The 23,692-nt window shown below is 25.2% G+C and carries 30 protein-coding genes; 11 read left to right on the top strand and 19 right to left on the bottom strand.

Annotated features, from left to right (window positions below; all coding sequences use genetic code 11):
* The first annotated feature begins 3 nt into the window (after window positions 1-3).
* Window positions 4-495: a SixA phosphatase family protein gene (locus tag B0175_RS06715; protein WP_108527866.1), complete on the top strand. Its 492-nt coding sequence runs from the start codon at window positions 4-6 to the stop codon at window positions 493-495.
* Here the strand turns inward: B0175_RS06715 and B0175_RS06710 are convergent.
* Genes B0175_RS06710 through B0175_RS06680 form a run of 7 tightly spaced genes read right to left on the bottom strand, consistent with a single transcriptional unit; the run spans window position 489 to window position 6,264 of the window.
* Window positions 489-1,451, bottom strand: coding sequence for a FecCD family ABC transporter permease (locus B0175_RS06710; protein ID WP_108527865.1), 963 nt, complete (start codon window positions 1,449-1,451; stop codon window positions 489-491). The two genes, B0175_RS06715 and B0175_RS06710, sit on opposite strands and share 7 nt — an antisense overlap.
* A complete protein-coding gene (locus B0175_RS06705; RefSeq protein ID WP_108527864.1) occupies window positions 1,448-2,146 on the bottom strand; it encodes an ATP-binding cassette domain-containing protein in 699 nt (232 codons plus the stop codon). The genes B0175_RS06710 and B0175_RS06705 overlap by 4 nt, the downstream gene beginning before the upstream one ends.
* A complete protein-coding gene (locus B0175_RS06700; protein ID WP_108527863.1) occupies window positions 2,124-2,954 on the bottom strand; it encodes an ABC transporter substrate-binding protein in 831 nt (276 codons plus the stop codon). Before B0175_RS06700 ends, B0175_RS06705 begins: the two co-directional genes overlap by 23 nt.
* Window position 2,955: 1 nt before the next feature.
* Window positions 2,956-4,815 (bottom strand): TonB-dependent receptor plug domain-containing protein, encoded by a 1,860-nt coding sequence (locus B0175_RS06695; protein WP_108527862.1) that lies wholly within the window; start codon window positions 4,813-4,815, stop codon window positions 2,956-2,958.
* 19 nt (window positions 4,816-4,834) lie between these two features.
* On the bottom strand, window positions 4,835-5,020 hold the full coding sequence (locus B0175_RS06690; protein WP_108527861.1) for a hypothetical protein: 186 nt from the start codon (window positions 5,018-5,020) through the stop codon (window positions 4,835-4,837).
* Between the two features lie 30 nt (window positions 5,021-5,050).
* Window positions 5,051-5,761, bottom strand: coding sequence for a sulfite exporter TauE/SafE family protein (locus tag B0175_RS06685; RefSeq protein WP_108527860.1), 711 nt, complete (start codon window positions 5,759-5,761; stop codon window positions 5,051-5,053).
* A complete protein-coding gene (locus tag B0175_RS06680) occupies window positions 5,761-6,264 on the bottom strand; it encodes a hypothetical protein (protein ID WP_108527859.1) in 504 nt (167 codons plus the stop codon). The genes B0175_RS06685 and B0175_RS06680 overlap by 1 nt, the downstream gene beginning before the upstream one ends.
* 315 nt (window positions 6,265-6,579) lie before the next feature.
* Here B0175_RS06680 and B0175_RS06675 point away from each other — a divergent pair, with 315 nt between their 5' ends.
* The gene (locus B0175_RS06675) at window positions 6,580-7,206 is read left to right on the top strand and encodes an HAD family hydrolase (RefSeq protein WP_108527858.1); all 627 of its coding nucleotides are present in this window, start codon (window positions 6,580-6,582) and stop codon (window positions 7,204-7,206) included.
* Here B0175_RS06675 and B0175_RS06670 read toward each other — a convergent pair.
* Window positions 7,199-7,888 carry a pseudouridine synthase gene (locus tag B0175_RS06670; RefSeq protein WP_108527857.1) on the bottom strand — a complete coding sequence of 230 codons (690 nt, stop codon included), beginning with the start codon at window positions 7,886-7,888 and terminating at the stop codon, window positions 7,199-7,201. The genes B0175_RS06675 and B0175_RS06670 overlap by 8 nt on opposite strands.
* A 58-nt stretch (window positions 7,889-7,946) precedes the next feature.
* Between B0175_RS06670 and aat the strand changes: the two genes are divergently transcribed.
* Window positions 7,947-8,615, top strand: a complete 669-nt coding sequence (gene aat, locus B0175_RS06665; protein ID WP_108527856.1) for a leucyl/phenylalanyl-tRNA--protein transferase — start codon at window positions 7,947-7,949, stop codon at window positions 8,613-8,615.
* Here aat and B0175_RS06660 read toward each other — a convergent pair.
* The gene (locus B0175_RS06660) at window positions 8,612-8,989 is read right to left on the bottom strand and encodes a DCC1-like thiol-disulfide oxidoreductase family protein (protein ID WP_108527855.1); all 378 of its coding nucleotides are present in this window, start codon (window positions 8,987-8,989) and stop codon (window positions 8,612-8,614) included. The two genes, aat and B0175_RS06660, sit on opposite strands and share 4 nt — an antisense overlap.
* A gap of 57 nt (window positions 8,990-9,046) precedes the next feature.
* Between B0175_RS06660 and B0175_RS06655 the strand changes: the two genes are divergently transcribed.
* The 6 genes from B0175_RS06655 (at window position 9,047) to B0175_RS06630 (ending at window position 14,555) form a co-directional block, all read left to right on the top strand.
* Window positions 9,047-9,589, top strand: a complete 543-nt coding sequence (locus B0175_RS06655; RefSeq protein ID WP_108527854.1) for a tetratricopeptide repeat protein — start codon at window positions 9,047-9,049, stop codon at window positions 9,587-9,589.
* Window positions 9,590-9,690: 101 nt separating this feature from the next.
* Window positions 9,691-10,851, top strand: coding sequence for a TsoY family (seleno)protein (locus B0175_RS06650; RefSeq protein ID WP_108527853.1), 1,161 nt, complete (start codon window positions 9,691-9,693; stop codon window positions 10,849-10,851).
* Between the two features lie 130 nt (window positions 10,852-10,981).
* Complete coding sequence (locus B0175_RS06645) at window positions 10,982-11,215, top strand: DUF4492 domain-containing protein (protein WP_390824729.1); 234 nt, start codon at window positions 10,982-10,984, stop codon at window positions 11,213-11,215.
* Window positions 11,216-11,228: 13 nt separating this feature from the next.
* Window positions 11,229-12,755, top strand: a complete 1,527-nt coding sequence (locus tag B0175_RS06640) for a cytochrome ubiquinol oxidase subunit I (protein WP_108527851.1) — start codon at window positions 11,229-11,231, stop codon at window positions 12,753-12,755.
* Window position 12,756: 1 nt separating this feature from the next.
* Window positions 12,757-13,887, top strand: a complete 1,131-nt coding sequence (gene cydB / locus B0175_RS06635) for a cytochrome d ubiquinol oxidase subunit II (RefSeq protein ID WP_108527850.1) — start codon at window positions 12,757-12,759, stop codon at window positions 13,885-13,887.
* A gap of 131 nt (window positions 13,888-14,018) precedes the next feature.
* Window positions 14,019-14,555 carry a hypothetical protein gene (locus tag B0175_RS06630; RefSeq protein WP_108527849.1) on the top strand — a complete coding sequence of 179 codons (537 nt, stop codon included), beginning with the start codon at window positions 14,019-14,021 and terminating at the stop codon, window positions 14,553-14,555.
* A 22-nt stretch (window positions 14,556-14,577) separates the two neighbouring features.
* On the opposite strand, the gene B0175_RS06625 is transcribed toward B0175_RS06630, so the two are convergent.
* The 6 genes from B0175_RS06625 to B0175_RS06600 are packed head-to-tail and all read right to left on the bottom strand — an operon-like array spanning window position 14,578 to window position 18,199.
* On the bottom strand, window positions 14,578-15,018 hold the full coding sequence (locus tag B0175_RS06625) for an NfeD family protein (protein WP_108527848.1): 441 nt from the start codon (window positions 15,016-15,018) through the stop codon (window positions 14,578-14,580).
* Complete coding sequence (locus B0175_RS06620; protein WP_108527847.1) at window positions 14,996-15,925, bottom strand: SPFH domain-containing protein; 930 nt, start codon at window positions 15,923-15,925, stop codon at window positions 14,996-14,998. Before B0175_RS06620 ends, B0175_RS06625 begins: the two co-directional genes overlap by 23 nt.
* A 45-nt stretch (window positions 15,926-15,970) precedes the next feature.
* The gene (locus tag B0175_RS06615; protein WP_108527846.1) at window positions 15,971-16,825 is read right to left on the bottom strand and encodes a sensor histidine kinase; all 855 of its coding nucleotides are present in this window, start codon (window positions 16,823-16,825) and stop codon (window positions 15,971-15,973) included.
* Complete coding sequence (locus tag B0175_RS06610; protein ID WP_108527845.1) at window positions 16,815-17,477, bottom strand: response regulator transcription factor; 663 nt, start codon at window positions 17,475-17,477, stop codon at window positions 16,815-16,817. The genes B0175_RS06615 and B0175_RS06610 overlap by 11 nt, the downstream gene beginning before the upstream one ends.
* Window positions 17,478-17,819, bottom strand: coding sequence for a hypothetical protein (locus tag B0175_RS06605; RefSeq protein WP_108527844.1), 342 nt, complete (start codon window positions 17,817-17,819; stop codon window positions 17,478-17,480).
* A 2-nt stretch (window positions 17,820-17,821) separates the two neighbouring features.
* Entirely contained in the window at window positions 17,822-18,199 is a 378-nt protein-coding gene (locus B0175_RS06600) for a hypothetical protein (protein WP_108527843.1), read from the bottom strand.
* 128 nt (window positions 18,200-18,327) lie between these two features.
* Between B0175_RS06600 and B0175_RS06595 the strand changes: the two genes are divergently transcribed.
* Window positions 18,328-20,091 (top strand): Na/Pi cotransporter family protein, encoded by a 1,764-nt coding sequence (locus B0175_RS06595; protein ID WP_108527842.1) that lies wholly within the window; start codon window positions 18,328-18,330, stop codon window positions 20,089-20,091.
* A complete protein-coding gene (locus B0175_RS06590) occupies window positions 20,078-20,305 on the top strand; it encodes a hypothetical protein (protein ID WP_108527841.1) in 228 nt (75 codons plus the stop codon). Before B0175_RS06595 ends, B0175_RS06590 begins: the two co-directional genes overlap by 14 nt.
* Here B0175_RS06590 and B0175_RS06585 read toward each other — a convergent pair.
* The 4 genes from B0175_RS06585 to pgeF form a co-directional block, all read right to left on the bottom strand.
* Complete coding sequence (locus B0175_RS06585; protein WP_108527840.1) at window positions 20,298-20,762, bottom strand: tRNA (cytidine(34)-2'-O)-methyltransferase; 465 nt, start codon at window positions 20,760-20,762, stop codon at window positions 20,298-20,300. The genes B0175_RS06590 and B0175_RS06585 overlap by 8 nt on opposite strands.
* Window position 20,763: 1 nt before the next feature.
* Window positions 20,764-21,597 (bottom strand): formyltetrahydrofolate deformylase, encoded by an 834-nt coding sequence (gene purU, locus B0175_RS06580; RefSeq protein ID WP_108527839.1) that lies wholly within the window; start codon window positions 21,595-21,597, stop codon window positions 20,764-20,766.
* 67 nt (window positions 21,598-21,664) lie between these two features.
* Window positions 21,665-22,924 carry a malic enzyme-like NAD(P)-binding protein gene (locus B0175_RS06575; protein WP_108527838.1) on the bottom strand — a complete coding sequence of 420 codons (1,260 nt, stop codon included), beginning with the start codon at window positions 22,922-22,924 and terminating at the stop codon, window positions 21,665-21,667.
* Window positions 22,925-23,009: 85 nt separating this feature from the next.
* Window positions 23,010-23,681: a peptidoglycan editing factor PgeF gene (gene pgeF, locus B0175_RS06570; RefSeq protein WP_108527837.1), complete on the bottom strand. Its 672-nt coding sequence runs from the start codon at window positions 23,679-23,681 to the stop codon at window positions 23,010-23,012.
* Between the last annotated feature and the right edge of the window lie 11 nt (window positions 23,682-23,692).

The raw sequence follows: 23,692 nt of genomic DNA, 5'->3' as shown, positions 1-23,692 counted from the left end.
AAAATGAAAAAATTAATTTTAATTAGACATGCAAAATCTGATTGGTCAAATCCACTTTTAGAAGATTTTTTAAGACCTTTAAATAAACGAGGAGAAAAAAATGCACCTTTTATGGCAAAAATTTTAGAAAAGAAAGATATAAAACCAGATTTAATAATATCGTCACCTTCAATCAGAACAAAACAAACTTTAGAATATTTTATAAAACAGTTAAACTATAAAGATGAGGTAAGATTTGAAGAATCTATTTATGAAGCACCTTTTGAAAATCTTTTAAAAGTTATAAAAAATATATCAAATAACTATAAAATAATATTTTTAATAGGACATAATCCTGGACTTTGTGATTTAGTAAACTTTTTATTAGATAAACATTTTGAAAACATTCCAACTTGTGGAATAGTTGAAATTGATTTTAATGCAAAAAGTTGGCAAGATATATCAAAAAAGAATTCTAATCTTGCCTCTTTCGAATATCCTAAAAAATATCAATAAATTTTTTTATCTCTTTTGATAAGCAAATATATAAAAAATGGTGCTCCAATAAAAGCTGTTACAACTCCAATAGGTAAAGTTGAATCTGTATTTAAATTTCTTGAAATTAAATCACTAAAAACTAAAAAAACTCCACCCAAAAAGAAAGTTGGGAAAAAAAGTTTTTCTGCACTTTTTTTATAAATTATTTTTACAATATGAGGAATCACAAGTCCTATAAAGCCAATAGGTCCAGTAAAACTAATAGTTATACCAACACATAAAGACACAATTATTAACAAAGTTAAATTTATTTTATCAACATTCAAGCCTTTTAAAAATGCTGTATCATTTGAAATAAGCAATAGTTTGATTTTATTTTTATATAAATAAATTATCAGATAAAAAACTATACTTACAAAAAAGATTATAAAGCTATTAGAAAAACCAACTACATCTAAACTTCCAAGAGTAAATCTAACTATTGAATAGTTTTCTTGTAAACTACTCATATAAAAAACTAACATCAAAGCAGAACCATAAAAATATGATAAAGCAATTCCAATAAGTAATATTGAGTTTGTAGAGCTTCCAATAGAAGTTTTATTTATAATTTTTGAAATAATATATAAAATCAAAATTGTAAAAATTGAGCCAAATATTGAAGGAATAAATAAATATATTGTTGGTAAAAATATTATACCAATTGCGGTAAAAAGCGTAGTTCCACTTGCAATTCCTAAAGTGTAAGGAGTTATTAATTCATTTTTAAAAATAATTTGAAAAACAAGTCCACTTAAAGCTAAAATTCCACCAACAAAAAAAGCTAAAATCACTCTTGAAACTCTTAAATCCCAAAATACAATATTTGAACTGTTTGAAAAATCAAATATATCCTTTATATTTATTTGAGTTTCACCTAAAAATGGCGATATAAAAATTATTATTAATCCTAGACTATATAAAAAAAATTTCATAAATCTACCACCAAATGATTTTGTATCTTTTTGATTGAATTATTATAAAATTTTAGTAAATTTTTATCTGTAAAGAATTCTTCACAACTACCTAAAAATTCTATTTTACCACTTTTTATAAATAAAACCTTGTATTTTAAAGCATAAGCTAAATCAAGATTATGAGTTATAATAATTTTTTGTTGTAAGGAATTTGAGTTAAAAATACCATATACTTCTTTTAATCTTTTTAAGTCTAGATTTGCAGTCAATTCATCAAAAATTGTTATCTTTGCATTATGCAAAATTGCACTAGCCATTAATAAAAGTTGCTTTTCACCTGAACTTAAAAGAGTACAATATCTATTTTCTAAATCTTTTAATTTTAATAGGTTTATAGTATTTTCAAGCTTATTAATATCCACACTTTTTATAAAAGAATTTTCTAAAAACTCTTTTACTGTCATATATTCATCAAAAATAAAAAGTTTTGGTGGAATATAATTTATATATTCTGCCCTTTTAAAACTACTTATTTTTGATAAATTTTTTCCAAATATTTTAACACTATTGTTTGAAATAAGATTTGATAAAACCTTTGCTAAAGTTGATTTTCCTGCTCCATTTTCACCTAAAATTAGCAAATTTTCATCACTATTTAAAAAAAATGATATATCTTTTAAAATTGAATTACTATAATTTTTTATCTCTAACATTTTCCAAAATCTTTTTAAAATCTTTTATAAACAGTGATACTCTATGGCTAGAAATTCCTGCATAAAGCTTATCAATTGTATAAATATTACTATTTTTACTTGCATTTATAGGTAAACTTTTCCACAAATTTATAATATTTTCTTGCTCATTTTTATTGTTTTCTAAAAATGGAGTTAATAAAACTATTATATCAGGATTTAGATTTATAATTTTTTCTGTATTTAAAACTGGTTGTGCTTTTGAGTTTGATTTATAGGCATTTTGATTTGAACTTGCATTTATGATATCTTCAAAATAAACATAATTTCCTGCAACATATATATCATTTGATAATGTTTTTTGAGGACTAAAAACTATTAGAATTTTTTGATTCGTTACTATATTTTCTAACTCTTTTAATGCATTATCTATGTCTTGATTTAATTTTTTTGCTTTTTCTATTTTATTAAAATACTCTCCTAAATCTTCTATAGAATATTTTATATCACTTAAACTTTGTGTTTTATAGATTTTAACTTTTATATTTAAAGCTTCTAAATTTGAATTTAACTTATCATCATAATTCTGAGTTATTACAACTGTTGGATTTAACTTTAATACTTTTTCCAAAGAGATGTTATTATAACTTCCAATTTTTGGAATAGATTTTGATTCCTCTGGAAAATCACAAAATTTTGTATTTGCAACTACATTTTTACCTTCATCTAAAGCAAATACTATCTCATTTATTGCTGGACTTAGAGTTATAACTCTAGTCTCAGCAAATAAATTTATAGAAAATAAAACTATAAAAAGAAGTTTTTTCATGTTAGAAAGTTGCCTTTAATCCTAAATATCCACTTCTTTCTTCTGTTGCATAACCATCAATTACTTGATATTCTTTATCAAATATATTATTAATTTTTATAAAGGCTGAAAAGTTTTTATTTATTTCATAATTGATAACAGTATTCCATAAAGTATAATTTCCAGTTTTAACATTTTCATTATAATCTACAAAACCAGGGCTTTTTCTACTTCCAACATACTCTCCATTTATATTAAAATGAAATTTTTCTATACCATAATAATCAGCACCAAATGTAAATTTATTTTTTGGTCTATTTAGTAATCTTTCATCATCAGCATCTTTTGCGCTTAAGTTTGTATATCCTAAGTTTAGAAAAATATCTTCTGTAATACCATTTTTATATGCAATTTCTGTACCTTTTAATTTGCTATCACCTTCAATATTTTCATATCCATTTCCCCAACCTATCATATTATTAACTTTTGTATGAAAATAAGTTATTGAAAAACCTTTATATTCAACTCCTATATCATACCCCTTTGTTTTTTCAGGTTGTAAATCAGCATTTCCAACAGGACTTGGTCCCCATCCCCAATCTTGTGCAGGCTCAAATAGTTGATATATTGTAGGTACATTATATCCTGTTCCATAATTTGAACTAATATTTAATTCATCAACAATATATTGTTTAATTCCAACTTTTCCAGTTGTTTTGTCATCAAATTTATCATAATCATCAAATCTCAACGACTGTGTAAAAATTGTATTATCATTAAAAAATTTATTATTATTTGTAAGATAAATAGCTTTACTATCATAAGTTTTTTTCAAATTATTTTCATGCTCATACTCTTTATAATCAGCACCAACTGTAACAAAAGAACTATTATCTAAATAAGGAATTGTTGTTTTTATACCATATTCATCAACACTACCATCGAAATCTGATATACTAGGATTGTCATCTCTTCTTTCAAAAGTTGATCTATTTGCATAAACATTTGTTGTGGCAAAACTATTTACATTTTCATAATTTATGTTGCTATAACTATTATTAGATTTTACTTTTGCTTTTGAATTTGCAGAAGCTATTGGATCGGTATTCCAACTAGCATCAGAAAGAATACTGTCATAATTTGTTTTACTTTTAATTATATTATGCCCTACACTCAATCTATTATTTTCATTGAAATTATATCCTGCTTTCAAATCTATTGATGTATTTTTATATTCATCATCTTCAAAGTCATCAATATCACTACCTTTTGGTGATATTGATGTAAAGCCATCTGTATCAACTCTCAAAACATTAAGTTTTACATCAAATTTTTTATTTTTATGAGAAACTCCAGCATTTACTTTTTTAAAATTATAACTTCCATATTCTGTTGAAATATTTGTAAAAGTACCTTCTTTTGATTTTTTTGTGATAATATTTATAACCCCAGCACTAGCATCTGCTCCCCAAATACTTGACTGTGCACCTTTTATAACTTCGATTCTTTCAATATCAGTTATCATTAAATGTGCAAAATTTGCTCCACTTAATCCTGTTGGATCGTTGTATCTTATACCATCGATTAAAACTAAAGTTTTATTAGAGTCCATACCTCTTAAATAAACAGATGTTGTTTGTCCTATACCACCATTACTTGTAAAACTTATTCCTGGAATTGTGTTTAACGCTTCAACTACTGTTGTATAATGTCTTTCTTCAATTTCTTCTGCTGTTATAACATCAATATTTGAAGTAACATCTTTGATTGATTGTTCTGTTTTTGTAGCACTTGTAACTGTAATAGTTTCCAAAGTATCAGTTGAGAAAAGATTTGTTGCTAAAAAAAAGCTTGCAACTAAGCTTGTAGATATTTTTTTCATTTTTTATTTTCCTAATTATTTATTTTATGTTGTTTGTTGAATATAGTTTGATTGGTTTTAATTGTTTTTCTAACAATTGTTTTATAATTTTTGGCATTTTTGACAAAACTGAGTTAATTTTACAGCCAATACTTAAAAGTTTTCTATTTGCTGTTGCACATAAAATTCCAAAAAAACTAAAATATTTTTTTGTTTTCATAATCATTTTCCTCCTTTATAAAATTTAATTATTTGATTAAATATGACAATTTAAAATTGTTTTTGTAGGATCAATAATATATTCATAACCTTTGTAAGCAATATATACTCCAAAAATTATTACTAAAATAGAAGCTATTTTGATAAATAAATCTCTTAAATTTGATTGTTTAAATAATCCTACAAAAAATCCAAGAGAAAAAAGTGCAGGAATAGTACTAAGTCCAAAAATAAACATTACAAAAGCACCCCAAAATGTACTTCCAGTACTAGCTGCTGTTATTGCAAAAACATACACAAAACCACAAGGAAGTAGTCCATTTAACATTCCTAAAAGATAAAAACTAAATAAAGAATCTGAAGCTAAAAGTGATTTAAAAGTTTTTTGATAAAGTGGTGATTTAGAACAGCTATGTTCTAAAATAGTTAAAAATTTGATTTTTCCAAGAAGTGAAAATCCAACTAAAACCATCAAAATACCTGTAATTAATAGTAAAATACCACTTGTTAAATTATCAAAACTTACAACTCCACCAACAAGACCAAATAAAGCTCCTAAAATCGTATAAGTTGTAATTCTTCCAAACGAGTATAATAAATGTGCAAAAGTTTGAGTTTTTTTTGAATATTCATTTTTTATTTTTGTACTTGAATAAGCTATTACTATTCCTCCACACATTCCAACACAGTGACCAAAAGATCCTAAAAAAGCAATACTTATGATAGTTATTATGCTAATTGTTTCCATTATTTTTTAATTAACTCTTTTCTATATGCTGGATTTGCCATAGTTTCATTTCTTAGAACTCTTAATTGTACTTCTTCAAAAGATATTAATCCATCTTTTAATTCTTCATAAGCACCAAATCCATATCGCATTGGAGTATCTTCATTTCTAGTATACCAAGCATTTCTACCATCTATATATCTTTTTGAATCTCTAGACATAACCCAAATTTTTGCTGTATCTTTAAATGGTTTATCTTTAAGCCAATTTACCATTCCACCATGATCATGAAAAAACCAAGTTTTTCCATCAGGAGCAATAACTTGAGACGCATAATTTAAACTATCTATTACCATTCCACAATCACTATCTTGATATTTTCCAAGTACTATTTCTAATGGATTTTGATCTATATTTCCTTCTTTAATAACAACCATTTGTTTACTACTAAACATTGATAAAAAGATTATTACTATTATTGCAATAACAATAACAACTGTAATTATAGGCATATATTTTTTCATAAGAACTCCTAAATAAAGTAATATTATATTGATTTGTATATAAATTTAAGATTATTCATGAGCAAAAAAAAAGGCTTTACAGAGGGAAAAACTGTAAAGCCCGTATTCAAATTATTTCACAAATATAGGATACTAAATTATTTATTTAGTAGAAGGAGGATTTAATATTTAATATAAATATCCTATGAATGTAATTATAATAGTAGAAAAATTAAAATAAGATAAATTCTATCCTATTTTAGAAAAATTTTTAATTTTTAACTTATATTTTTAATATTATAATGCCAACTCAATAATAATATAGGAAATATTTTAATGAAATTGATAATATTTGATATGGATGGAACTCTTATAAATAGTGGATTTGCTATTGCAAATACAATAAATTATGTAAGAGAAAATTTAGGATTTGAAAAATTAGAAAAAGATTATATTTTAGAAAATGTAAATGATCCAAAAATAAACTCTGCAGAATTTTTCTATGGAACAAAAGAGTTTACAGAACAACAAGCAAAACTTTTTGAAGAGTATTATAATAAACACTGTTTAACTGACTTAGTTATTTATGATGGTATATTAAAGCTACTTGATGATTTAAAAAGTGATTTTACTTTAGCAGTTGCAACAAATGCAAATTCAATTTATGCAAACAAAATGTTAACTCATCTTGAATTAAATCACTATTTTTCATCAATTTTAGGTTACAACGATGTAAAAAATCCAAAACCCCATCCTGAAATGGTAAATAAACTTTTAGATATTCATCAAATAAAAAAACAAAATGCACAACTTATTGGTGATTCTCACAAAGATATTATGGCAGCAACAAATGCTGGAGTTGATTCTGTATTGGTTAATTGGGGATTTTCAAATCATACAAAAGATGCTATTGAATCTGTAAGTGAACTTGAAAAAAGAATAAAATCTAAATTTTTTATTTAGATTTTATAATTTTAAATTCACCCTCTTTTAAGTCTTCAAGCTCAAAATCTGCAAATTTTGTTCTATGAAGTTTTATCACTTTATTAGAAACTGCTGCGAACATTCGTTTTACTTGATGATATTTTCCTTCAACAATTTCAATCTTTACAAAAGTAGGAGTAATAACTTCCAGCTTTGCAGGAAAAAGAGGTTTTTCTTCTCCATTTAACATCAAAGTTCCACTCGCAAAAATCTCTATTTCATCACCTTTTAATGGCTTTTCTAAAGTTGCTTCATAAATTTTTGAGATATCTTTTTTGGGACTTGTTAATTTGTGATTTAAAACTCCATCATCAGTTAAAAGAATAACTCCTGTTGTATCAATATCCAATCTTCCTATTGTTGAAATTTTTGGATTTCTTCTACTATATCTTTGAGGCAATAAAGAATAAATCAATTTTCCTGAATCATTATGAGAACAGATATAACCTTGTGGTTTATTTAATAGTATAAGTAAAGTTTCATCATCTAAAACTTCTCCATTTATTTTAATATCATCATGATAAGCTTTTAATGAAGTATTATAAACTCTATTATCATTTATACAAATTTCATTCATTCTTAAAAATTTTTTTGCTTCACTTCTTGTACAATATCCTAAACTAGATAGGTGTGCATCTACTCTTTTATAACTATTTGACATTATTTCTCTTTATTTAAAATAGTTTGGATATTAACATTTTTTTGAATAAAATACAAATATGAAATTAATTGATAAAAAACATAAAATTTATTTGCTAGATGAAGAGAAATTTGATTTTCCAACTTTAAATATGATGAATGATGATTTAGTTGCTATTGGTGGAGATTTTCATCCTCAAAGATTGTTAAATGCCTATGAAAATGGGATTTTTCCTTGGTTTATAGATGATTTAGGATATATTCATTGGTTTAGTCCACAAAAAAGAATGATTTTATACCCAGAAAATTTTAAAGTATCAAAAAGCCTTAGAAAATCAATAACAAACAAAGGATTTATCGTAAAATCAAATGAAAATTTTGAAGAAGTTATTAGATCTTGTGCCAAAATAAAAAGAAAACATGAAGATGGTACTTGGATAAGTGAAGAGTTTATTAAAGCATATACAAATCTACATAAACTTGATATCGCTTTTAGTATAGAGTGCTATTTAAAAGATGAGTTAGTTGGTGGGCTTTATGGAGTTTTAATCGGCGATATCTTTTGTGGAGAAAGTATGTTTTCTTTAGTTCCTGATGCTTCAAAGGTTGCATTTTATCATCTTTGTCAACAAGCCAAACAAAATGGAATAAAAATTATTGATTGTCAAGTTTATAATGACCATTTAGCAAGTTTAGGTGCTTTTGAAATAACTAGAAATGAATACTTTAATCTTTTAAAAGAAAGTTAAATTTTACTATCTTTTCTTAAAATATAAAGTACAATTTTTCTTGTAAAAAGTAATATATTATATAAAATTCTTGAAAATTTATTATCATATTTAAATAAAAAGTGCAATTTACCGAGAATTGTATTCTTTTTTACAGCACTATTTAAAAATTCTAAAGCTTTAGTGCCTTGATAATATGTATTTTTATGTAAAATGATAAATCCATTATTTATATTCAAATTTGTATTATCTTTTATAGTATTTATATTTATCCTAATATCTTTAATATCTAAATCAAAATTATCTTTTAATTTTAGATATTTTGCATAACTTTTGCAAAATGGGCACTCTTCATCATAAAAAAGAACTATCTTTTCTTTATTTTTCATTTTCATTTTTTATCCACAATTTATGATATAATTTTCTGTATTTTAAAATAAAAAAGGTAAAAAATGAAAAAACTACTGTTTACTATTTTATTCTTGAGTCTAAGTTTATTTGCTCACAATGATTTTGGTGATGAAGATTTTGAAAAAGCTCAGGAAGCTTATGATAGACAAGATTATACTACTGCTATAAAGTTTTATGAAAAAGCAGCAAATAAAAATAATGTTGATGCTATCTGGTCTTTAGGGTTTATTTACGACAATATCCAAGAACATAAAGGTATAAATGTAAATTTAGAAGAAGCTTTTAAATGGTATAAAAAATGTGCTGATTTAAATGATGAACAATGTTTATTTAACATTGGAAGTATGTATCATGAAGGACATGGTGTAAAACAAGATTATGTTGAAGCCATCAAATGGTATTTAAAATCAGCAGATAAAGGATATATTGATGCCTATTATAATTTAGGTTTATTATATGAAGAAGGACTTGGTGTAAGAAAAAATATTCCTGAAGCTATCAAATGGTATCAAAAAGCTGCTGATTTAGGAGATGAAGAATCACTTGCTGCAGTTAAAGAACTCACTCTAAAACTTCCAAAATAAAGTTTACTATTTATTATAAATATAATATTTTATAATATTATATTTATAAGTTTTTAATATAATTTTTTATAAGATACACAAAATTTTATAAAGGAATTATCATGCAATTAAGAGAAAAATTCTCTCCCACTTGTTTTTTAGCTGCTCTTGGAGCTGGAGGATTAAGTGTTTCATTTTTTATGTATTTAATGTTCTTAGTTCCACATCCAAATACACCAATGGCAACTTATGAGTATGTTATAGAAGCTTTACTTAAAGGTAATTGGTTATCTTTTATAGTGGCTTTTTCTTTAGTTTTTATTTTAGCTTTTGCTTTTTTACATTTTAAATTACTTATCTGGAATACAAAACAATATCTAATGTATAAAAAAACTAAAGCTTATGAAGATTTATTAAATTCTAATGCACAAATTTCGCTTATGACTTTACCTTTGACATATACAATGACAATTAATGTATCTTTTGTTTTAGGTGCTGTTTTTGTACCAAATTTATGGAGCATAGTTGAATATTTATTTCCATTTGCACTTTTAGGTTTTGCTATAAATGGTTATTATGCTTTGAAAATATTTTTTGATTATTTCTCAAGACTTATAATAAAAGGTGATTTTGATTTTACTAAAAACAATAATCTTACACAAATGATTTCGATTTTTGCATTATCAATGATTGCAGTTGGATTTGCTGCTCCTGGAGCTATGAGTCATAATATAGTAATAAATGCAATCGGTATTTTCTTTGCTATATTTTTCGCTTCAGTTTCAATACTTCTTATAGTACTAAAACTTATTTTAGGTTTTAAAAATATGTTTGAACAAGGTGTTGGACTTGAAACTGCACCATCAATGTGGATTATTATTCCAATATTAACTCTTCTTGGAATTACTTTTGTTAGAGTAATTTTTGGATTAGAACATAATTTCCATACTTTAACAAATAAATCGTCACTTTTTGTACTAACTTCTGTTATTTTGTCTTTACAAATAATATTTGGTGTTTTGGGATATTCAGTGATGAAAAAGATGGGATATTTTGAAAAGTTTATAGAATCAAATGAAAAATCAGCTATATCTTTTTCTTTAATTTGTCCTGGTGTTGCTTTTTTTGTTTTTGGAATGTTTTTTATAAACTTAGGGTTAACATACAATGGAATTCTTGAAAAATATTCATTTTCTTATTTTATTCTTATGATTCCATTTATCTACATTCAAATTAAAACCATCTTACTTTTTTTCAGACTTTACAAAAAATTTTCTTTTTAAAAGAAGGAGCTTTATAAGTTTCTTCTTTTCTCTTAATTTTATCAATTCATATTAGTATATTTTATATTAAATATAAAATAATTTCATATTTTATTGACTTTTGCTATTCAAAGTATTATAATTCAAAAAGATATTAATAAGAGGTACTTATATGAATATCATAAGAAATATTTATTATTTTTATATCAATGGTTTTAAAAACATGACTTTAGGTAAAACTTTATGGAAAATTATAATTATAAAACTTATTGTAATTCTTATTTTTCTTAAATTCTTTATTCATGATAAATCTTTTAAAACAGAATATAAAACTTACGAAGAAAAGGTAGATTTTGTTTATAAAAATCTAACAAGAGAAAATTAAATAGGAAATCAAAATGGAAGAACATTTAGTTGATTGGTCAAGAGCACAGTTTGCACTAACAGCAATGTATCATTGGATTTTTGTGCCTTTGACACTTGGACTTGGATTTATTGTTGCTATTATGGAAACAATATATGTAAAAACAAATGATGAATTTTGGAAAAAAACTACAAAATTTTGGATGGGTTTATTTGCAATAAATTTTGCAATTGGTGTTGCAACAGGAATAATAATGGAGTTTGAATTTGGTACAAACTGGGCAAATTATTCTTGGTTTGTAGGAGATATATTTGGAGCTCCACTTGCAGTTGAAGGTATTTTAGCATTTTTTATGGAAAGTACTTTTTTTGCAGTTATGTTTTTTGGTTGGAATAAAGTATTAAAAGGTTTTCACTTATTATCAACTTGGTTAGTTGCAATTGGTTCAAATCTATCTGCTTTATGGATTCTTGTTGCAAATGGTTGGATGCAATATCCAACAGGAATGACTTTTAATCCTGATAGTGTAAGAAATGAAATGAATAATTTTTGGGATGTATTACTTTCACCTGTTGCTGTTAGCAAATTTTTACATACTATTGGAAGTGGATATGTTTTATCTTCACTTTTTGTTATAGGAGTTAGTGCTTGGTTTTTACTTAAAAAAAGAGATATTTTGTTTGCAAAAAAATCTATGATTATTGGAGCAAGTTTTGGACTTATTACTTCACTATTTTTAGTTTTAAGTGGTGATGAATCAGCACATCAAGTAGCTCTTAAGCAACCAATGAAACTTGCAGCAATGGAAGGACTTTATGAAGGGAAAAAAAACGCTGGAATTGTTGCAGTTGGAATTTTAAATCCTAATAAAACTTTAGAAAATAACGAAGAACCATTTCTATTTGAGTTCACTCTTCCTTATGCTCTTTCACTTTTATCTTATCATGATAAAAATGCTTTTGTTCCAGGAATTAAAGATTTGGTTTATGGAAATGAAGAACAAGGAATAATTAGCACTCAAGAAAAAATAAATAGGGGTAAAATAGCAATAAAAGCATTAGAAGAGTATAAAGAAGCTAAAAAAATTAATAACTCTATTAAAATGCAAGAAGCAGAAACAATTTTAAGAGAAAATATAAAATATTTTGGATACGGACATATTAAAAATGTAGAAGATGTAATCCCACCTATCACACTTAATTTTTACTCATTTCATATAATGGTAGGACTTGGTATTTGGTTTATTTTACTTTTTATCGTAGTTTTATTTTTACTTTTAAAAAAAGATATTATGAATTATCCTTTAGTTTTAAAATCAGCACTTTTTAGTATTCCTTTAGGATATGTAGCAAGTGAAGCAGGATGGATTGTTACTGAAGTTGGAAGACAACCTTGGGCTATTCAAGATTTGATGCCTGTTGGAGTTGCTGCAACAAAAATAGCCTCAACAAACGTAATCATCAGCTTTTTCATATTTGCTATTTTATTTACTGTGTTACTTATTGCAGAAATCAAAATTATGACCAAACAAATACAAATTGGTCCAAATAAGGAGCATTAAAATGGGATTTGGTAATTTAGAACTTATAACACTTCAACAATATTGGTGGATAATAATATCTTTATTAGGTGGTCTTTTTGTATTTATTATGTTTGTTCAAGGAGGACAAACTTTAATAGACAAATTAAGTGAAAATGAAACTGAAAAAACTATGTTAATAAATAGTATAGGAAGAAAATGGGAACTTGGTTTTACAACTTTAGTTCTTTTTGGTGGAGCACTATTTGCTGCTTTTCCACTTTTTTATTCTACAAGTTTTGGAGGAGCTTATTGGGTTTGGTTAGCAATTTTATTTTGTTTTATTATTCAAGCAGTTAGTTATGAATATAGAACAAAACCAAATAACTTTTTAGGTCAAAAAACATATGAAATGTTTTTAAAAATTAATGGAAATATTGGAACATTTTTACTTGGAGTTGCTATTAGTACTTTTTTTAGTGGAAGTGAATTTATAATTGATAGTAATAACTTTGTAGGTTGGCAAAATCCTTTAAGAGGTTTAGAAGCACTTTTAAATCCATACAATTATTTACTTGGATTTTCACTTGTTTTTTTAGCAAAAATAAGTGGAGCTTTATATTTTATAAATAACATAGATTATGAAAAGATTAGAGAAAAAGCTGTTAATTCTATAAAAATAAATATGCTTTTATTTCTTTTTTTCTTTTTAGGATTTATGTTTTGGATTCTTACAAAAGATGGATTTGCACTAAAAAATGGCATTGTTTTTATAGAAAAATATAAATATTTATTTAATTTTATTGAAATGCCAATCATTTTAGGTATGTTTTTGATTGGTGTAATTATGGTAATTGTTGCAGTATTTATGACAATTATATTCAAAAAAACTTGTTGTATAAAAACAGGTGGAGGTGGAATTGTTTTAACTGTTATGTCACTTTTATTAAATGTTGGATTTAACAATACTTCGTATTATCCATCAACAAGTGACCTACAAAGCAGTTTAACTATTATGAATAGTTCTGGAAGTCATTATACACTTATGACTATGAGTTATGTTTCTTTAATGGTACCCTTTGTACTAGCTTATATAGCTTTTGCTTGGTATAGTATGGATAGAGTAAAAATAACAAAAGATGAAATTGAATCAAAAGATTCTCATAATTATTAAAAGGAGTTTTTATGGAATATATTAGTGAATTAATTTGGTTAAGTCTTTGGCCAATTGTTATATATTTGGCATATAAAATCTCGATAAAAAATGCAACTAAAGATATAAAATAATTTTTAAGGAAATGATAAATGAGAATTAAATTATATTTACTCTTTATAATTGCTTTTATTTCATTTTTAGTATATGGAATTATAAATCAAAAAAATTATGACACTAAAGCAAAAAGATTGGCTTGCCAAAATAGTACTACAACTTTTGAAAAAAATTATACTAAAGATTTAGATTTTGCAAAAAAACTTCTTGTAAGTTCAAACTATGAAATAAAATCAGATATTAAATATTCGAATAATATGCAAAGCAATCTTTTGGGCAATTTTTCGACTAAAGAGAGTGACAAAATTTTGTACGAAATTTTAAATAGTTTTAAATCTTTAGATAAAAACTATAATGAAAAATTGACAATTTCATATTATATTTATGAAAATGATAAAAAGGATGAAGGTAAAAAAAATAAAGAAGCTTTTTCATATGCTGGTTATTTAGTTTTTGAATTTAAACTTAGAAATGAACTATTATATAAAATACAACTTGACTATCTAAACATAGATACAAGTGATATAAAATCTAGAATAAAATGTGTAATCGAATCATTTTTAACTATTTAAAATAAAAGGCAAGAAAATTTTCTTACCTTTTTTGAATAGTTGCCATATTATTTGAAGTTTTCAAAACTTCTACTTTTTCACCTTCTACAAACTCTTTTGCATCAAGGATTGAATCAATCTCCCAATAAGTTCCTTTATAAAAAACTTTAGAGTTTTTAATTTCCCCTATTCCTTTTTCATCAAAAAAATTATCTGAAACTTCAGTTTGAGATTTGAAAAATTTATCCAAAGATTTTCTTCTAAATAAAAAAAGAAAAATTAAAGAGAGTAAAGATATAACTGCAAGTTGCCAAATAGCTCCTGAAAAAATAAAGAAAAAGCTAATGATGGCAACAACTAAAAATCCAACTCCAAACCAAATAATTATAAAAGAGGCAATAAAAGCCTCAAGAGCAACTAAAGTCACTCCAATAGCCAATAAAGTATATGGATCAATTACACTAAGCATTGTTAGAGTTTCCATTACTTACCCCTTTAAAAAATGCGTCTCCCAAAACAGAAGTTGAACCTATCATAGAAGTTACATCATAAGGTAAAATCATTTTATCAGTTGAACTACTTTCTGCAAGTGCTTTAAATGCAACTATCCTATCTTTTGCAAGTAAAAACTCTGCTGCTTTTTCATTTTCCATCATAGAGATATTTATAAGTCTCATAGCTTCTTGTTGACCAGCTGCTAATTGTTCTTGCTCATATCTTTTTGCATTTGCCATTCTTTCAATTGCTTCTGCTTTTAAAATCTCACTTTGTTTAAAAGCTTCTGCTTCTCTGATTTGTGCCTCTTTTTGAGCTTCTGCTCTTGTTTGAATAGCTCTTTTTTCTCTTTCAGCTTCCATTTGCATATTCATAGCTTTTTCTATTGAAGGAGGAACAGAAATATCAGCTATTTCAACTCTTGTTACTTTTATTCCCCAGTTTGTTGCTGCACTTCCAAGTTCACTTTGAAGTTTTGCATTTAGAGTTTCTCTATTTGATAAAGTATCATCTAAATCCATTCCTCCAATTTCAGCTCTTAAAGTTGTCATTGCTAAATTTGCTATTGCATCTTTAAAATTCATTACATTATAAGTTGCTTGAACTGCATCATCAACTTTACAAAAAACTATTCCATCAATTGAAATATTTACATTATCTTTTGTGATTACTGATTGTTTTTCAATATCAACTAATTGTTCTCTTGAAGTAAGAATTGCTCTTACTCTATCAACAACTGGAATAATTATATGAAAACCTCCATGTAAAACTTTATTAAATTTTCCAAGTCTTTCAACTACATATAAATCAGATTGAGAAACTATTTTAACACCTTTTGAAATAATAATAATTGCAAAAAATATTATTGCAACTGCAAATGCAATACTTCCTTCCATAAAAATCCTTTATTTTGATATAAATTACTATTATTATACTGTAATTTATTTTTTTATTATGTTTTTTAAATTTAAATTGAATCTATTTCCCATTTCTAATGGTTCGATAGTAATAAAAATTCTATTTTTATCACAAAACTCTTTTACCATAGCAAGCCCTAGTCCAAAACCATCATTTTTTGGATTTTCTTGAAAATATTTATCAAAAACTATAAAAAGATTTTTTGTGTCTATTTTTTCGCCTTTATTAAAAATTGACAATATATTTTCTTTATATGATATATCTATTAATGGAGTATTTTTATCATTATATTTAATAGCATTTAATATCAAATTATCAATAGTTTTTACAAAACCATTTAAATCAGTTAAAACTTTTATATTTGGTAAATCAATATTAATTTTTGTATTTTCTTTTATATCTTCAAACTTTTCAATAGAAGATTTTATTATTTCATCAAGAAAGAACTCTTGTTTTTCTATTTTATCTATCTCTTTTTTTATCTCATATTCCATATTTTCATAAAGTTTTAAAAGACTATTATTTGCTTGTTCTATTCTTTGTAACCTTTTTAAACTTTTTTCATCATTTATAGTTTTTTCCAAAAGTTGTACATTCATTTTTATAGTTGAAACAGGAATATTTAACTCATGAATTGTTTCTTTCAAATTTTGCTCAAGTTTTTCATCACTTTTAAATAAAGGTTTTAATAAAGAGTTTGAAAAAGTTAAAAATATAGCTAATCCTAAAATTATCAATGGAACTATAATATAAATAAAAAGTTCTTGATTTAAACCAAATTTAGAGATAAAAAAATAGTTTAAATATAAAATTATTACTAAACAAAAAGTAAAAATTATAGAAATAGAAATTAAAAAATCTCTTTTTTTAGAATTCAATTTTATATCCTATTCCTTTTATATTTACAATCACATTTGCATCTGAAAAAAGTTTTTTAATTTGATTTATATAAACTCTAATTGAGCCTTCACTATAATCTTCATTTGCTGCCCAAAGCCTATTTATAATCATCTCTTTTGTAACAATATCTCCCCTATTTTCAATAAATAATTCAATCAAATCTAAGATTTTTGTAGGAAGATTTAAATCTACACCATTTTCATAAATTCTTTTATTTATAGGATTAAAATCTAAAGTTTCTGTTAAATTAATAAGTTCAAATTGTTTTTTATTTCTTTTTAAAAGAGCTTTTATTCTTAAAAGTAACTCATCTAAATCAGCTGGTTTTTTTAAATAATCATCACAACCTTTTAAAAAAGCATCATGCAAAGTATCTTTATCCTTGTATGAAGTTAAAAATATAGTTGGTGTGTTGTCCTCGCCTTTTCTTAAACTTGATAAAAGTTCTAAACCATTTATTTTAGGAACATTTATATCAAAAATATATAAATCATAATTTTTTTCATAATTTAAACTCAGACACTCTTCACCATCTTTTGCAATATCTACAGTGAATTTTTCTTCAGCTAAAAAATCTTCTAAAGTTGAAGCAAAAAGCTCGTCATCTTCTAATATCAATATTTTATACATTTACTTTTTTTTCTTTTTTTGAGAATACTTTTCTTTTAATCTTTTTCTTTCTTCAAACTCTTTTTTAACAGCATCTGGATCTGAAGTATTAATACCTTCTCTTTTTTCAATAGGAATTTTTCCTTTGAGTTTTGGATTTAGTTCAAAAAATTCATCTAAATCCTTAATTTCATAAACAACGCCTTTATTATGAAGTTCTATTCGTCTTGGATAATTTAAAATATAACACTGTGAAAAATCTTTTTCAATTACACCTTTTGTTGAAAGACTTTTAAAAATATCATATTTATAAATTACAAAAAATACAATTGTTACAACAAAAGTTATAATAACAATATCCAAATCTATTCCTTTTTATTTTTGATATTTTCTTCAAACTCTTTATACATTTTTTTATATTGAAATTTTTCATCAAATATTTGATCTTTGTATTCAATTAGAAAATCAATCTTTTCATCTGTTGTTTTATTTATTGGATTTACTCCAAACATTTTCATTAAAATCCATAAAGGAAATCCCATTTTACCAATTTTTATATCATAAAAAGCTTCATTTCTAATAGTGATATAATAATCATCATACCACTTTCCATTTATATCTATTTTCCAAATTGTTCCATTTCCAAAAGTTGCTTTATAATCACTATCCTCTTCTAAATAGAAATCTATAGTTTTTAGCTTAGCTTTTATGATGTTCAACTCTTTTTGATATTTTGAAAACATATATTTCTCTATCCTTATAAATCAAAGAGTATTTTGTATTATTCTACCAAAATAGTTATTAATATTAATAACATAATAATTTGGTTATAATCGAAGCATTTATCAATATATTTTAGGAGTATCATATAGTGACAAAAAATTTTTTAATTTTTTTAGGCTTTATAATTCTTGCTTACATTGTAGTGGCTTATGAAAATTTTACAGTAATTTTAAGTGGAATTGCAATCTTTTTAATTGGAATGTTTTTTATGCAAGATGGTTTTAAACAACTTTCTGGTGGTATTTTAGAAAAACTACTTCAAAAGTTTACAAGTAACACTTTTTATGCTATTGCAACTGGTTTTTTTTCAACATCAATTGTTCAAAGTTCCACAATTATTACTTTAGTAGTTATTTCATTTTTAAGTGCTGAGCTTTTAACATTAGTTCAAGGTATTGGAATAATCTTTGGTTCAAATCTTGGAAGTACAACAACAGCTTGGATTGTTTCAAGTTTAGGAGTTGATGTAAAAATATCTAAATATGCTTTTCCTATGATTGTATTTGGAGTTATTTTAAGATTTACAAAAACAAATGGGCTAAAAGGTAGTGGAAATGTTCTATTAGGACTAGGATTTATCTTCCTTGGAATTGCTTATATGAAAGATGGATTTGATGTAATGAAAGAATCTATTGATTTAGCTTCTTTTGCTATGGAAGGTTATCTTGGAATAATCATTTATATTTTAATAGGTATTTTTGTTACTGTTGTTATCCAATCAAGTGCTGCAACTTTAGCAATAGTTATTACAGCACTAAATGCTGATAGTATCACATACTTAAATGCTTTAGCTTTAGCTATAGGAGCAAATGTTGGTACAACATTAACTGCTATTTTAGCTTCATTTACATCAAATGAAAATGGGAAAAGAGTAGCTTTTGTTCATTTCACTTTTAATATTATTTCTGCAGTTTTTGTAACTATATTTATATTTCAGTTTCAAATATTAGTTGACTTTCTAGCTCCATATTTAGGTATTAGCAATAATAACTATGGTATGAAATTAGCACTATTTCATACTATGTTTAGTGCTGTTGGAATTATCCTTTTAACACCATTTATAAAGCAGTTAGTAAAAATATCTGAAAATTTAATCAAGAAAAAAGTATCAGCTGCATCAAAACCAAAATATTTATTAAAATCAAATTTAGATGTTCCTGACGTTGCTGTTGTTTCTATTAGAAAAGAGATAATAAATCTTTATGAAAACTGTCAAAAAGCAATGCTTCATGCTTTAAATTTACATACAACAAATTTAACAAAAGAAAATTTAAATGCACAATTATCAAAAGAACTTACAATAATTGATACAAATATAGATGAAATTTATCAAACAAATATAAAAAATCTTTATAGTGAAATTATAGAATATTCATCATTTGCACAAGAAAATATGCTAGATTTCCATCATACAGAAATTGGTGATTTGAAAAGAAGTGCTGCTTTAATAATTGAAGTGTTAAAAGATACAAGAGATATTCAAAAAAATGTAAACTTTTATTTAAAAAGTAAAAATGAATATATAAAAGAAGAGTATAATATATTAAGAAAAGAGATTGCCGAAATTTTAATAGATATAAATACTTTATCAACTATTGAAACAGATATCGAACAACTAACTCAATTAGAAGTTATAAAGACAACTTTAGCTGAAAATGATTTAGCAAGTTCAGAAGAAATTGGTGCATTAATAAGAGAAGATAAAATCAAAGCAACAATGGCAACTTCATATATGAATGATAGTGCAACAGGTTATTCTATTCAGAAAAAACTTGTTGAAGTTGCAACAATTTTATTTATTAATAATAATCTTTTAAAAGAGATAGGAGAACAAAAACATGAAACTAAGTAAAATCGTAGATAAAGTAAAAAAGTATTTAAAACAAGATAGTTTAAAAGATTCAAAAAAAGAGAAAGTAAAAGAAATAATCGAAAGATTAGAAGAAAAAAAAGAAAAAATAAAAAAAGAGATAAAAGAATCTGAAAAACAAAAAGATAAAGAAAAACTTCAAAAAGAGCTTGATGCAATTATCAATCTAATCGAAAAAAGTAAAACTCTTATTTAAAACTTGTAAAATTTTGTCTCAAAGCTTCATAAGCGACTATTGAAACTGAATTAGCGATATTTAAGCTTCTTGCATCATTTGTCATAGGAATTGTTATACAAGTCTTAGGGCTTAATGATAGTAAACTTTCTGGAAGTCCTGCATCTTCTCTTCCAAAATAAAAATAATCACCTACATTAAACTTAACATCAAAATATACTTGTTTTGTTTTAGTAGTTGCTAAAAAATGTCTATCATTAAATGGATTTTTTGCCCAAAAATCTTCAATATTTTCATATTCAAAAACTTCTAAATCATACCAATAATCAAGTCCAGCACGACGAACTTCTTTTTCTGTAATTTCACCAAAACCATAAGGTTTTATAAGATGAAGTTTACAATTTAATGCAAAACATAATCTTCCTATTGTTCCTACATTTCCTGGAATTCGTGGCTCTAATAAAACTATATTAAACATTTTATAAAATCACCGTTTTATTTCCATGAACAAAAACTCTATCATTTAAAAGTAATTCAAAAGCATTTGATAAAACGATTTTTTCTACATTTCTTCCTGCATTTCTCATATCTTCCCAAGAATAACTATGATCAACTCTTACAACATCTTGAAAAATAATCGGACCTTCATCTAAATCATTTGTTACATAATGTGCAGTTGCACCTATGATTTTAACTCCTCTTTCATGAGCTTGTTTATATGGATTTGCTCCAATAAATGCTGGTAAAAATGAGTGATGAATATTTAATACTTTTTTAGGGAAATTTTCTACGAATTTTGGAGTTAAGATTCTCATATATTTTGCAAGAACAATTAATTCTGGTTCATATTCGTTGATTTTTGCAATCATTTTATCTTCATGTTCTTCTCTGCTAAGACCTTCAGCACTAATACATGTAAAAGGAATATTGAACTTTTCAACTAACTCTTTTAAATATTCATGATTTGCAATAACAGCTTTTATATTTGCATTTAATTCACCAGCAATGTATCGAATAAGTAAATCACCTAAAACATGAGACTCTTTAGTTGCAAGTATTACAACATCTTTTTTCTCTTTTTTGTTTAGTTTGATTGATGCACCTGAAGGTAAAACTTCAGTAAGTTCTTTTAATAAAATATTTTTTGATACTTTTCCAGAAATTATACTTCTCATAAAAAATTTTTTGCTATCTGGATCAACATATTCAGCATTTTGTTCTATATTTAAGTTATTTGCAAAAAGAACTTTTGAAATGTTATAAACCAAACCTTTTGCATCTTCTGTATCAATTAAAAGTATATATTCTTCCATATTTATCCTATGATTATTCAAGTTTAAATTTTTAAAGCTTGAATGATACCATTTTATAGATTAATAGTTATATCATAGAAATAAGTTTTTCTTTATACTTTTCTAAATCAAAATCTTTTACTCTAGCAACTCCTGATTCAACAGCACCCAAAGCAACAGCCGATGAAACTTCAACCATCAATCTTTTATCAAATGGAATAGGAATAATATAGTTTTTACCATAAGTTAAATTTCCAAAAGATTCTTTTATTTGTTCAGTTATTGGCTCTTTTGCCAAATTTGCTATTGCTTTAGCAGCACAAAGTTTCATTTGCATATTTATTGTTCTTGCTTGAACATCAAGTGCTCCTCGAAAAATAAAAGGAAAGCCTAAAACATTATTTACCTGATTAGAATAATCTGAACGACCAGTTCCTACTATAGCCTTTGGTTTAACTTCAAATACCTCTTCAGGGAAAAGTTCAGGAGTTGGATTTGCTAAAGTAAAAACTATTGGTTCTTCACTCATAAGTTTTATATGTTCTTGAGAAAAAGTTCCTGGTTTTGATAAACCTAATACCATATTTGCATCTTTAAATGCTTCTTCCATTGTTGTAATGTCAGTTTGTGTGATAAACTCTTTTTTATATTTATTCAAATCAGTTCTTCCTTTATGAATCACACCTTTTGAATCGCACATAATTAAATTTTTTACTCCAAGTTCTTTATACATAGTTGAACAAGCAATAGCTGCTGCACCAGCTCCAACAACAACTATTTTCATATCTTCAATTTTTATACCAATCATTTCACTTGCATTCATCAACGCAGCACTTGTAATAATCGCTGTACCATGTTGATCATCGTGCATAATTGGAATATTTAACTCTTCAACTAATTTTTTTTCTATTTCAAAACATTCAGGAGCTTTTATATCTTCAAGATTTATTCCACCAAATGTTGGACTAATAGCTTTTACAATATCACAAAATTTATCAATATCTTTTTCATCAACTTCAATATCAAAAGAGTCAATAGCTGCAAATTTTTTAAATAATACAGATTTTCCTTCCATAACAGGTTTTGAAGCAAGAGCACCAATATCACCAAGTCCAAGAACAGCTGTTCCATTTGAAATAACTGCTACAAGATTTCTTTTTGATGTATATTCAAAGGCTAATTCAGGATTTTTTTGTATCTCTTCACAAGGATAAGCAACACCTGGTGTATAAGCCAATGATAAATCTCTTTGAGTTTCCATTTTTTTAGTAGCTTGAATAGCAAGTTTTCCAGCATTTGGGAATTTATGATAATCCAAAGCTTCATCTTTTGTAACTTTTACACCCATTTTTTTCCTTTATTGATTATTAAAATTGACAAATAGTAACAAAAGGATACTTAAATAAATATATCTTATATAAATAAATAACAATTTAATTACTTAGCATTATAATTCCGGCAAATCTTCCTGTATTTTTCTCTTTTCTATATGAAAAATATGGTTTATTTGAACATTTTGTACAAATAGAAGAAATTTCTATATTTTTTATTCCCAAATTTTCTAAAAGTTTTTTATTTATTCCTTGTAAATCAATATTATTTCCAAAAACAAACTCTTTTCCAAAAGATTTTTCAACAATATTTTTGAGTTCATCATTTACTTCATAACAACATTTTTGGATACTTGGTCCCATAATTACTTTTATATTTTCTGTTTTACAAGAAAAATCTTCTATCATTTTTTTTGCAGTTATTTCTGATATTTTTAAAAAAGTTGAGTTTCTTCCTGCATGAATAGCTGCAATTACTCCTTTTATTTCATCAAACATCAAAATAGGAATACAGTCAGCAACCATAACCATCAAAGGAAGATTTTTTGTTTTTGTTATAAGTGCATCACAATTATCTATATATTTTGGTGAATTTTCATCTACAACTACGACATTTGCGCTATGAATTTGATTCATATAAGATAAATCTTCATTTTTATAATCATATTTTAAAGCTAATTTTTGCCTATTTTTATCTACATTTTCTTTTATATCATCAACATGATAAGCTAAATTTCCATCAGTTTTATCACTAAAAAAGTATTTTACACCCATCTTTATTCTCT

Origin of the sequence: Arcobacter lacus (assembly GCF_003063295.1) — a bacterium.
GTDB lineage: Bacteria > Campylobacterota > Campylobacteria > Campylobacterales > Arcobacteraceae > Aliarcobacter > Aliarcobacter lacus.
Note: the sequence above shows the minus strand (reverse complement) of the source record. Positions and strands in the feature narration are given on the sequence as shown.